The organism is Psychrobacter sp. 1176_08 (assembly GCF_052850615.1).
The window spans coordinates 100,878-112,950 of record NZ_VXCU01000003.1 but is presented as its reverse complement, the minus strand read 5'-3'; the positions used below and the strand labels follow the sequence as shown (position 1 = coordinate 112,950).

At 42.3% G+C, this 12,073-nt stretch carries 12 protein-coding genes; 9 read left to right on the top strand and 3 right to left on the bottom strand.

The features are described from left to right. Positions 1 to 4: 4 nt before the first annotated feature. The 8 genes from mrdA (at position 5) to scpB (ending at position 8,029) form a co-directional block, all read left to right on the top strand. Entirely contained in the window at positions 5 to 1,984 is a 1,980-nt protein-coding gene (mrdA, locus tag FW759_RS04825; protein ID WP_062845077.1) for a penicillin-binding protein 2, read from the top strand. A 22-nt stretch (positions 1,985 to 2,006) separates the two neighbouring features. Next, a complete protein-coding gene (gene rsmD, locus FW759_RS04820; RefSeq protein WP_062845078.1) occupies positions 2,007 to 2,696 on the top strand; it encodes a 16S rRNA (guanine(966)-N(2))-methyltransferase RsmD in 690 nt (229 codons plus the stop codon). Positions 2,697 to 2,891: 195 nt separating this feature from the next. After that, positions 2,892 to 3,320 carry a 50S ribosomal protein L13 gene (rplM, locus tag FW759_RS04815; protein WP_062845079.1) on the top strand — a complete coding sequence of 143 codons (429 nt, stop codon included), beginning with the start codon at positions 2,892 to 2,894 and terminating at the stop codon, positions 3,318 to 3,320. A 10-nt stretch (positions 3,321 to 3,330) separates the two neighbouring features. Beyond that, complete coding sequence (gene rpsI, locus FW759_RS04810) at positions 3,331 to 3,717, top strand: 30S ribosomal protein S9 (RefSeq protein WP_062845080.1); 387 nt, start codon at positions 3,331 to 3,333, stop codon at positions 3,715 to 3,717. A gap of 363 nt (positions 3,718 to 4,080) precedes the next feature. After that, on the top strand, positions 4,081 to 5,169 hold the full coding sequence (locus tag FW759_RS04805; protein ID WP_095570179.1) for an LpxL/LpxP family acyltransferase: 1,089 nt from the start codon (positions 4,081 to 4,083) through the stop codon (positions 5,167 to 5,169). 126 nt (positions 5,170 to 5,295) lie between these two features. Continuing rightward, positions 5,296 to 6,381: a tryptophan--tRNA ligase gene (gene trpS, locus FW759_RS04800; RefSeq protein ID WP_095570178.1), complete on the top strand. Its 1,086-nt coding sequence runs from the start codon at positions 5,296 to 5,298 to the stop codon at positions 6,379 to 6,381. A gap of 70 nt (positions 6,382 to 6,451) precedes the next feature. Next, a complete protein-coding gene (locus FW759_RS04795; RefSeq protein ID WP_443505862.1) occupies positions 6,452 to 7,333 on the top strand; it encodes a segregation and condensation protein A in 882 nt (293 codons plus the stop codon). A gap of 150 nt (positions 7,334 to 7,483) precedes the next feature. Next, on the top strand, positions 7,484 to 8,029 hold the full coding sequence (scpB, locus tag FW759_RS04790) for an SMC-Scp complex subunit ScpB (RefSeq protein ID WP_443505888.1): 546 nt from the start codon (positions 7,484 to 7,486) through the stop codon (positions 8,027 to 8,029). A 179-nt stretch (positions 8,030 to 8,208) separates the two neighbouring features. On the opposite strand, the gene lolA is transcribed toward scpB, so the two are convergent. The 3 genes from lolA to rplU form a co-directional block, all read right to left on the bottom strand. Continuing rightward, positions 8,209 to 8,907, bottom strand: a complete 699-nt coding sequence (lolA, locus tag FW759_RS04785; protein WP_095570177.1) for an outer membrane lipoprotein chaperone LolA — start codon at positions 8,905 to 8,907, stop codon at positions 8,209 to 8,211. 370 nt (positions 8,908 to 9,277) lie between these two features. Next, positions 9,278 to 9,535 carry a 50S ribosomal protein L27 gene (rpmA, locus tag FW759_RS04780; protein WP_062845086.1) on the bottom strand — a complete coding sequence of 86 codons (258 nt, stop codon included), beginning with the start codon at positions 9,533 to 9,535 and terminating at the stop codon, positions 9,278 to 9,280. 91 nt (positions 9,536 to 9,626) lie between these two features. Further along, positions 9,627 to 9,938 (bottom strand): 50S ribosomal protein L21, encoded by a 312-nt coding sequence (gene rplU, locus FW759_RS04775; protein WP_062845087.1) that lies wholly within the window; start codon positions 9,936 to 9,938, stop codon positions 9,627 to 9,629. Between the two features lie 575 nt (positions 9,939 to 10,513). Here rplU and FW759_RS04770 point away from each other — a divergent pair. Then, positions 10,514 to 11,539, top strand: a complete 1,026-nt coding sequence (locus FW759_RS04770) for a polyprenyl synthetase family protein (RefSeq protein ID WP_443505863.1) — start codon at positions 10,514 to 10,516, stop codon at positions 11,537 to 11,539. Positions 11,540 to 12,073 lie beyond the last annotated feature (534 nt).

Below are 12,073 nucleotides of genomic sequence, written 5' to 3'. Positions count from 1 at the left end.
TTATATGAATAAACCGCTAACTCCCAACACTGAACAGACCAATAGTGTTTTTACCTCTCGTATTATTATCCTTGGGGTTTTAATATTTTTAGGTTTGGGTGGCTTGATCATGCGTTATGGTTATTTACAAGTCTACGCCCACGATAAATACACCACTCAGGCAGATAACAACCGCATTAAACTGATATCTGCGCCGCCCAGCCGCGGTTATATTTATGATCGTAACGGTATCATATTGGCAGACAATCAGCCTGTCTTTACAGCCATGCTGAGCCCTGACGAAGTTGAAAACCCAGAGCGCACGCTACATTTACTTGCGCCTATTTTTGATCTGACAGACAAAGACATTACTGATATTTTGGCTCGTATCAGCAAAAGTAAGAACGATCCTGTCACCATCAAAATCGACTTAACTGAGGCGCAGCTGGCTCAGTTTAGCGAGCGTAAGCCTTTTTTTCGCGGCGTCACTATTCAAAGTAAGCTGACACGCTCTTATCCTTATGATGAGTTGTTTGCACATGTCATTGGTTATGTGGGCCGCATTAATGACAAAGAGAGCAAACGCATCGATAAAGACAAATACGCGGGTACTGACCTGATTGGTAAAATTGGTATCGAAGACTATTATGAAGATATTCTATTGGGCCAGCCGGGTTATCAATCTGTAGAGACTGATGCGCACGGCAATATTTTACGGCAATTAGATACTAAGCCGCCTGTCTCTGGTAACGACATTACTTTGAGTTTAGATTACGGCTTACAAACTGTGGCTCAACAACAGCTAGATGGACGTCGCGGTGCGATTGTCGCCATTGATCCCAAGAATGGCGATGTACTGGCATTTGTCAGCAACCCAAGCTATGACCCCAATCCTTTTATTTCAGGCATCTCTTTTAAAGACTACGGCGCACTACAAGAAGATCCTGACGAACCATTATACAACCGAGCATTACAAGGTATGTATCCTCCTGGCTCAACCATTAAACCTTTTGAAGGCTTGGGCGGTATCCATTATGGTTTACGCAATTGGGACACCACCATCTACGATCCAGGCTATTTTAGCTTACCAGGAGATTCACATCGGTTCCGCGATTGGAAACGCGGCGGTCACGGTACAGTGGATTTGAAAAAATCGATCGTCATGTCAGTTGATACTTATTATTATAAATTGGCCTACGAGATGGGCATCCAGCGCCTTCATGACTGGATGGTGCGGTTTGGTTTTGGTGACCAGACTGGTATCGACTTACCCAACGAAAAATCAGGAATCATGCCATCACCCAAATGGAAAAAAGACACTTATGATAAAGGGTGGTTACCTGGCGAAACCATCTCAGTCAGTATTGGACAAGGTTATTTCTTAGCCACGCCACTACAGATTGCCAATGCAACTGCTATGACGGCAAACAAGGGCTATCACATTACCCCTCACCTATTAAAAAGCAGTGACGGGGCAGCAAAAGTCAACGTCATCACCAAACCTGATGGCAAAATTGATTATAATGGTAAGCCCTCTGACTGGGTACGCATGCATGAGGCAATGGAAGCAACTGTGAAAAGTGGTACAGCACGCCGCGCTTATAATCCAAAGTATCGTATAGCAGGTAAATCTGGAACCGCGCAGGTCAAATCTATTGCCCAAGGTAAACGTTATAATAAAGCCGCGCTAGATTCGCGTCACTGGGATCACGCTTGGTTCAATGGCTTTGCACCTGTAGATGATCCTCAGATTGCTCTTGCTGTATTGGTCGAAAACGGTGGTGGTGGTGGTGCCGTGGCCGCCCCCATCGGTCGTGAGCTTTTTGATTATTGGGTATTGCAACGTAAAACCAATCCTATTTTGCCACCAACCGCAGATGAGCTTCGTGCCATCAAACACCAAAAAGCATTAGACAAGGCGGCGCGTGATGCTATTCGTGATAAAGAGGCAAAAGCATTAGAAGAAAAAGAAGCCCTAGCAGCTGCTGCATCAACATCTGAGTAAGAGACGGTGAAAGAGACCTGTTATGACCAAACCTTCAAACGGCCGCGAGCCAAAGAGAAACACTAAAGTCAAAAAAAATACAGCAGCAGGCGATGTACGTATCATTGGCGGTCAGTTTAAACGTCGTATCGTCCATTTCGTCGAGGCTGACGGTCTACGTCCAACACCAGATCGTTTGCGTGAGACGTTGTTTAATTGGCTGCTGGCTGATATTCATGGTGCGTATGTACTTGATAGTTGTGCTGGTAGCGGTGTACTAGGATTTGAAGCATTATCACGAGGCGCTGCCCACTCAACTTTTATTGAAGTCAATCCAGCGCAGAGTCATATGCTACGTCAAAGTGCTGACCAACTAAGACTCGATGCAACCACTTATCAAGTCATTCAGGGCACAGCTGAGCAAGTCTTGACTCAAAATCAATTGGTTCCACGTCATTTTGATTTGGTTTTCATTGACCCGCCTTATGCGCAGGATTTGTGGCAACCTATTTTGATGGCATTAATCACCCAGTCGCTCATCAATACCGATACCTTGATTTATCTCGAAGCTGATAAAGAATTAGAAGATCAATTGATACAACTGGCAAATACCCTTAATAAAAATGTGACTGCACCGCACCAAGCAACACTAAAAGCAGTTGGCTTTGACTGTTTAAAACAAACCAAAGTTGGACAAGTTGTCGCTGGACTTTATCGACTATCATCGTCATAATTGTGTAGTATTTGTTAAAAATGTCTAAAACCGCTTAAAAACTGGCCCAACGCTGCAGTTAAATGTATATAAGGCAAAAATAAACCCCAATGCAGCTTGCAAGCGTAGGCGCTACTGCTTATAATGTGCAGTCTGTTTTTTGAGAGCCCCGTTCCCAGCTAAACTCTCAACGAATTCTAATTTTAAGGTTTTATCATGAAAACACTTAGTGCAAAACCAGCTGAAGTGACCCATGACTGGTATGTCGTAGATGCTGACGGCAAAACCCTTGGTCGCTTGGCTACTCAAATCGCTAGTCGCTTACGTGGCAAGCATAAGACGTCTTATACTCCACACGTAGATACTGGTGACTTCATTGTTGTCATCAATGCAGAAAAAATCGCGGTAACGGGTAAAAAAGCACAAGACAAAAAGTATTATCGTCACACTGGTTACCCAGGCGGTATTAAAGAAACCAACTTCACGAAGCTGATTGCACATAAGCCTGAAGATGTTCTACACAAAGCAGTTAAGGGTATGCTTCCAAAAGGCCCTCTTGGCTATGCAATGATCAAGAAGCTAAAGCTATATGCGGGTACTGAACATCCACATACTGCACAGCAACCTAAAGAACTAGACATCTAAGGATATACTTATGGAACGCAATTACGGAACTGGTCGCCGCAAGACGTCTACTGCTCGTGTATTTTTATCAAAAGGTACTGGCAGCATCGTTGTTAACGGTAAGCCACTTGACGAATACTTCAGCCGCGAAACTTCACGCATGGTTGTTCGCCAGCCTCTAGAACTACTAGATTCTGCTAACTCATACGATTTGTATGTGACTGTTGCAGGCGGTGGTATCAGTGGTCAAGCGGGTGCAATTCGCCACGGTATCACACGTGCATTAATCGAAGCTGACGAAACTTTAAAGCCTGCCCTAAAAGCAGCTGGTTTTGTTACTCGTGATTCACGTCAAGTTGAACGTAAGAAATTGGGTCTACGTAAAGCACGTAAACGTCCACAATTCTCAAAACGTTAATCAAAGCTCTCGCTTATTTTCTTGTTTCTATTGGCTTTTTCTCGGAGCCACAGTATCAGTCTTAAATAAGCGTGTAGATTTGCAAAACCTTATAAGCTGGTCACAGCTTGTAAGGTTTTTTTATGTCTATATATAGCTCTTGGAGTGACAATGGGTTATTTAGATAGCGTTGGTTTACAATTTAAGCTGTTGTTTTCCTCACCAGTGCATCGAAGTTAATTATGCCTGACAGATGCCTCTTAGCGATTTTGACTTGCAAAGCACTTGACGCTACCCCATCATAATACTAAATTTTTATCATTAGCCTCAATGCCATAAGATAGCTATAACCCGATGCCATAAACCGTGCTGCAAAAGGATATTATGAAAGCGCCTGAACAATACGACCCCAGCAAATCTTCTTCAAAAAATCATATATCACCAAGTATTCAGCAGTCGATCAAATCGCCTGCCATACCTACTGGCACGCCAACGATTAAGCAAACTCATAAGCGTACAGCACACGCTGAGAAAAAGCCCTTTCAAAAACAGTTTTTATTACCGAAATACTGGGGTATTTGGTTACTGTTTTTTATTATGCTACCCATGATGTATTTGCCCCTTCGTTGGCAGTTTTGGTTGGGACGCAAGCTTGGCATCTTATGTTATAAAATTGCAGGCTCGCGTCGCCGTGATACGTTAATCAACCTCAAGCTTGCCTTTCCAGAAAAGCCTGAAGCTGAGCGTGAACTAATGGCAAAACAAGTCTTTGTCAATCAAGGCATCGGTGTGTTCGAGACCTTATGCGCATGGTTTCGTCCAGATGTTTTCACTCGTACTGTTTCTATCTCTGGACTACAACACATCGTCAACGCTCAAAAAGACAATCGACCGGTTATCTTATTAGGGGCTCATTATACGATGCTTGATTTGGGTGGCTTATTTTGTGCCCAGTTTTTTCCTGTCGATTGTATGTATCGCACACAGAACAATCCTCTGCTCGACTGGTTTATTTATAATGGTCGTACCAGCATTTTTGGTAAGCAAATTTCTAGCCGTGATATGCGCAGTTTGGTCAGTTCAATCAAGGCTGGGCACGTCATTTGGTACTCCCCTGACCAAGACTATGGCCTAAAACAAGGGGTCATGGCACCATTTTTTGGCGTGCCCGCTGCCACGATTACTGCGTCACGTCGCATGGCCAAATTGGGCAGCAAAGATCACCCACCTGCTGTTATGGCATTGCACACTTATCGTCAAACGCCAGACAATCTGCCACGTGGCAAACGTCCCCACTATCATCTAACCATTACGCCTGAGCTGGATAACTATCCAAGCAACGACGAAGTCGCTGATGCTACTCGCGTCAATGAAGTGTTAGAAGGACTAATTCGTATTGATCCTACTCAGTGGATGTGGTTTCATCGCCGTTTTAAACACGGACCCAATGGACGTACCAATATCTATAAGTAGAACCTTATTCCCAAGAAAAACGCTAGGGAAATTTGCTATAATTTGTGCCTAATATTTTGCGTCATTCAAAACACACAATGACCAATGCATTGATAATAACTTGATAAATAAAGTAATGGATTCCACATGAGTAATAACAGCACTCCTAATGAGCAGACTTCTGCCAGCTTAACCGAAGCCAAGCGTATCTTGACTGGCATCAAACCGACTGGTATCCCGCATTTGGGTAATTATGTCGGTGCCATTCGTCCAGCAATCGAATCGATCCAAAATAGCGATCATGAAGCGTTTTTCTTTTTAGCTGATTATCACGGAATTATTGGTTGTTATGATCCAGCTATTATTCATGAGTCCACAAAGGTGATTGCAGCCACATGGATTGCGTGTGGCCTAGATCCTGAACGCGTCACTTTTTATCGTCAGTCAGACGTACCTGAGATTCCAGAACTGGCTTGGATTTTGAATTGTTCGTGCGCAAAAGGTCTGATGAACCGCGCTCACGCTTATAAAGCATCAGTCGATATTAATATGGAGAAAGCCGATGTCGATCCTGATCAAGGCGTGACCATGGGTCTGTTTGGTTATCCTGTATTGATGGCCGCTGACATTTTGATGTTCAATGCCACGCACGTCCCAGTTGGTCGCGATCAAGTCCAGCATATTGAGATGGCGCGTGACATTGCAGGCACCTTTAATCATCGCTACAAGACTCTATTTACCTTACCATCTGCTGTCGTTGATAACGACATTCCGTTATTGACAGGACTTGATGGTCGTAAAATGAGCAAAAGCTATAGCAATACCATTCCCTTATTTGGCGAGCCTAATTCGCAAGTGAGCTCCGAAAAGCAAATGCACAAAGCTATCATGAAAATCGTGACCAACTCACAGTTGCCTGATGAGCCAAAAGATCCTGACGACTCAGCGCTGTTTGAGATATATAAAGCGTTTGCCACGCCTGAAGAAATCGCCGATATGCGTGCGCAGTATCTGGCAGGTATTGGCTGGGGTGATGCCAAGCAAGCCTTGTTCGACAAAATTAATACCGAGATTGCCCCATTCCGCGCGCGTTATGAAGAACTCATGGCCAATCCAAAAGAGCTAGAAGAAATCTTGCAGATGGGGGCAGAAAAAGCGCGTCGTCATAGCCGTAAGCAGCTAGATAAAACGCGTAGAGCCATTGGTATTCGTCCGCTTGCTAAGCTTAAATAAATGATCACGTGTACTATAACTAAAACAAGCAGCTTTTGAGAAAGCTGCTTTGTCTATGAGTGCTTACTATATGCCTGAACTCTTGAATGATAATGACGTAAAAAATATTAAAGAGCACTCAAAGACTAACGATATGTCCTTGCGCATTTACCAGACGCCCGTACAACACCTTCCAGAAGATCTCTATGTACCACCACAAGCATTTGCTATTTGGTTAGAGCAATTTGCTGGGCCACTGGATTTTTTATTATACTTGGTCAAAAAGAACAACGTTGATTTGACCCAGCTGCCAATATTGCCCATCACTGAGCAATATCTGGCTTATATCAGCGAGCTGGACACAGCCCATTTTGAATTGGCAGGTGATTATTTGCTGATGGCCTCCACTCTCATTGCCATCAAAACTGAGCTATTGTTACCCAAGCCAGAAACGCCGACTGATGAGCGCGACCCCAAAGCAGAGCTTATTGAACGTCTAGAAGAGTATGCGCAGATTAAAGCGGCCAGTCAGCGTTTAGACAACTTGGTGCGTCTCGAGCGAGATGTGTTTTTGGCGATGGTGAGTATGCCAAGTCAAGACGTGATGAAAACTGAATTACCCAATTACTCTCCTACCTTGTTGATTGATAGCCTCTTCAAAATGCAGTTACAGCCCGACTATCAGATGCATACCATCAAAGTTGATACCGTGCCGCTTGCTGACCGTATTGCCAGTATCAGTCGACAGCTCAGTACTGGAAGTGCTCGCTCCTTTTATGATCTACTAGATAAGTCACAAGGCAAGGTGGGAGTTGTTGTCAGTTTTGTCGCTGTACTCGAATTGATGAAGCGGCAGCTTATTGGTTTGGTGAGTGATGATACGGATAATGACCTTTTAGAGGCTGTTGTTGATAACCATCAAGCTGATGCAGATGCTAAATTTGAAAATTTAACCTTTCAATGGCTGGTGTAACAATAACGAGTATCATAAAAATAATCAGCATTGCAGAGATTGTTATGACTGATAACATAATTGTGAAAAAAGAGTACCTAGCTAATGGCAGATGTTGATAACCCAAAGTATGAGAATAAAGCACAAAAACCAATGTCTATCTCTGTGCCTATGTCGTCTGAAAAACGCGAAAACTCAGAAGAGATAAGTAGACATATTGAAGTACTACTGCATGCTTCAGAAGCGCCGCTCACTGCTGGTGCGTTGAAGAAACATCTGTCTGTGTCTACAAAAGAATTAGCAGACGCTTTAGGACTATTACAAGAACGGCTAGACACCGGTGTGTTAAAGCTGCATGAGACGGCTAGTGGGTATCGCTTGCAAATCGCCGACAACTACAGCACCCTTATACAGCGCGTTTTTCCTCAGCGTCAAGAACGCCTCAGCCAAGCCTTGCTCGAGACGTTAAGCGTTATTGCTTACAAGCAGCCAGTGACACGCAGCGATATCGAGCATGTACGCGGGGTTACTTTATCCAGCAATATATTAAGGCAGCTATTTGATAAAGGCTGGATCATCGAAAAAGGCCACAAAGACACGTTAGGTCGCCCAGCGCTACTGCATACCACCGCTCAATTCTTAGATGCTTTTGGATTGACGCATTTGAACGAGCTACCAACGATGCCTGATATGGAAGCCATTCAATCGATGTCATAGTGTCAGCACTGTTTTGTTTGAAAATACATTATCACGTCATGGTTCAATTATATCAGATGATTGTTTTATACCCACAAAAAAGACAGGCCGTTTCAGGTCTGTCCTTTTTTATTACACTTGCTTCAACTAATCATGAAAAACACTAAAGTATAAAACTTATCACGTCCGGTATTTAACAGTTATTGATTGATAACGTCAACACCTTTTGGTGGCGTAAATTTGAACTGGCTGCTACTGATGCTTGGGTTCAATTTAATGTTGCTAAATTTAATCGAGGTCGTCTGACCCAAAGTATCGTTCAACACCATCATGACAGGTTTACCGCCACTAAAGCTGATAGATAAGCTCTTGAAGCTAGCACTATCTGATTTTGGATACAGTACATAGTAGTTTTTGTTGTCATACGGCTGAGTGATTTTGAAGTTTTTATCAATTTTACTTGGATCACCTGAAAGTAAGAGCGCTGGTGTATTACCAACTTGACTATCGACATTTTGCTTGGTCGCTTGCTCCAAGTCTTTGTCATATATCCACATAGAATTACCGTTAGCAACAATCAATTGCTCTGAAGGCGATTTTGTTTCCCAGCGAAAATTATTTGGACGTTGTACATTCATCGTACCTGAAAAAGTACCACTACTGGCACCTTTAGTTGTCTGACTGAAATTTGCCGTCATACTCTTTGTGTTTGTCAGCAATTTATTCAAACGCTTGGCCGCTGTTAAGTTGTCGGCAGGCGCAGCAGTTGCAGATTGAGTCAATGCCATCATAGGTGCTGCCACGCCAAGCGATGTCATCAATACACCTGTTAAAGCGCCACTCATCATTTTTTGTTTTAAAGTTGTCTGTTTAACTGATTGCTTGGTTAATAAAGTCATCATCAATCCTCTCTCAAAATACGTAATTACTTAAAAATAAAATATTCTAATAAAATTTTTGTTTTCTATAATTGTTTAGATGACCAACAAAACGCTGGTATTCATAAACGACGTAGACAGTGTGCCAGTTTTTTTATTACGCGCCTAGTCATGATTTGCAATCATTACTACGGCTGCCATACACACTTGTAACCAGTATAGTCACACTGTGCTAAAGGCTACAGGACATACCTTTGCGCTATTTTATCGCTTTTCTTGCCAAAGAATAGGCAACTCGATAAATACAAAAAGCCCCTACTACCAGATGGCAATAGGAGCTTTTGGTCATTTCAGTAACTCACTCTACGAGTGAGTCAAATAAAATGTGCGATTATACGCTTTCAACCGTTACATAACGACGGTTAAATTTACCTTTGGTCGCAAACTTTACAACACCGTCATTCAGTGCAAATAAAGTGTGGTCACGACCCATGCCAACGCCTTCGCCTGCGTGGAATTCAGTACCACGTTGACGAACGATGATGTTGCCAGCAGTGATGGCTTGGCCACCAAAGATTTTTACGCCTAGCATTTTTGGGTTTGAATCACGACCGTTACGAGTCGAACCGGCAGCTTTTTTATGTGCCATGAGAAAATCTCCTTGTTAATGTGACTTATCGCTAATGCGACAACTCTTAAGCATTTAGTGCGCTGTTTAGCAATGATAGCTAAATAAGTAATTAGGCATTAATGGCTTTGATTTTTAACAAGGTGTACCATTGGCGGTGACCTTGCTCTTTGTGATAATGCTTACGACGGTTGTGCTTGATGATACGGATTTTTTCGCCGCGACCATGCTCAACAACTTCAACTTCTACGCTAGCGCCATCAACAACAGGCTGACCGATTTTGACGTTTTCACCGTCAACAACCATCAACACGTCTTCAAATTTGATTGTTTCGCCTTTTTCTGCTTTTAGTAGTTCAACTTTCAAAAGCTCATCGACAACTACACGGTGCTGTTTACCACCAGTTTTGATTACTGCGTACATTGTATGACTCCGTTTAACCCGTGTGCCGTGGCTGATATCATACCAACGCTTTTACGACGAACACGACAGGGAAAAATTAAAGGCAAGATTTTACGTCTTTTTGCTTAGAAAAGCAAGTAGCGCAGCTTGTCTTTATAATGTAATGACACTAAAAATTCTATCTTATATTAAGGAATAAAATACCGTCTATAAGTATAGCAAACCTGATATCCAGTATAAAAATACGTCATACCATAGCATTAAATAGCATTCAATAGTGTCATATGCCTAAAGATGGCTATTATAACTCATATAATCAGTTACTTATAGCCTTTTGTTCTTTTATTGCCTTATCGAATACTTATAATATGCGCAACAAATTCATCTTAAATAGTTGAGTCTATTTTAGCAATTCACACCCAATTTTTTTAGATAACCAGTTTTATTTTGATAAAAATTTATTGCTTCATTATTAGCGTGCTTTAACCGACAATTTGGATACCGAGCTATGTTATTATAGGTAAAACGTTGCCTTACCTACCATAAAACCAAGGCTATAAACACTTTCTTTATTCTTATTAATATGACTATTTATTATGACCAGCACTTCTATAAATAATATCCCTTCCAAGCCTCAATCGACACTGAGCTATGCTGATATCCAAAACATTGTGGCCGATGATTTTGAGATTATGGACAAGCAAGTATTTGGTAGCCTAAATTCGAAAGTTCAGCTAGTGATGAGCGTCTCTCAGCATGTTATCGATGCTGGCGGCAAGCGTATGCGTCCGCTGATTACTTTGCTATGCGCCCGTATGTTTGATGATGCGCCGTCAGAAAATGCCATGCATTTAGCGGCGATTACTGAGATGCTACACACGGCTACTTTGGTTCATGACGATGTGATTGACGAGTCAGGACAGCGCCGTGGTAAGCCAACAGCCAATGCGACATGGGACAATGCCACTGCTGTATTGGTCGGCGATTATTTGATTGCTCGCGCTTTTAATCTACTGGTCGGCTTTCAAAGCTTGCCTTTGTTACAGATTTTTTCAGATGGCACTTGTGATATTGCTGAGGGTGAGGTGTTACAGCTACAACATCAACACAATCCTGCTGCAACGGAAGAAGACTATTTACGAATTATCGATGGAAAAACATCACGTCTGTTTATGATGGCCACCCAAGGCGCTGCTATTTTGCAAGGCAAAACAGAGTATCTGCAAGCGTTAGGTGACTTTGGTCAGCACTTTGGCAATGCGTTCCAAATCATTGATGATGTCCTTGATTACAGCGGCGACAGTGCTTTAATGGGTAAAAATTTGGGTGATGACTTGGCAGAAGGCAAACCGACCCTGCCCACTATCAAGGCGCTCGAGTTGCTAAAAAACAGCAATGTTAAAGGCTACGATCAATTACGTGTTGCCGTACAAACAGGCAAAACCCCAAATGCAGAACAGCTTATCGAGCTGGTACGTCATTCAGGCTCGCTGGATTACTGTAAACAACGAGCGCTCGAAGAAACCAAACTAGCACAACAAGCATTGGCAACCTTGCCTGACAATCGTTATCGCAAAGGTCTCTATCAGCTAACTGAATTGGCGAGCGCCCGCTTATTGTAGCCATGTTTGCTTTGACGGTGAGCAGTAGTAGCATGATAAATGTTGTCTCTCAAGTACTGCGGTTACGCTATTATTGCTCTAATCAAAATTAATGGTTGCCAAAATTATTTTTTTGTTTACAAAGCTGATTTACAGAGGTTTTAAGACCTTAATGCTCATACGGTTTTGCTGTTTTCACAAAATTTTACAATAGGTTTCAATTGAAGATTGTATGCCTCCTTAATAGCTGTTAGTAAAGCCAGTGCTTGCGATAGCGATATTTTATTCGCCCTAAAACCCCTCCGTTGTCATTTTTTGTCTCAAATTTTATATTCAATTACTTGACTGTGGGGTTACCCCTATAGTTTATAATTACTCATTAAATTTATCGGTTGAATCTGTAGCTTAGCTACACTTTCGGCATTACAAAGTCTTACACCAATACTAAACATATATATCTATTGGACACTTTAGTAGGAAATTCCGCCTATTACGTGTTATTGAGAATTAATTAAGCAAAGATAGTATAAGTGCTTGGGGTAAATACTAATTTTA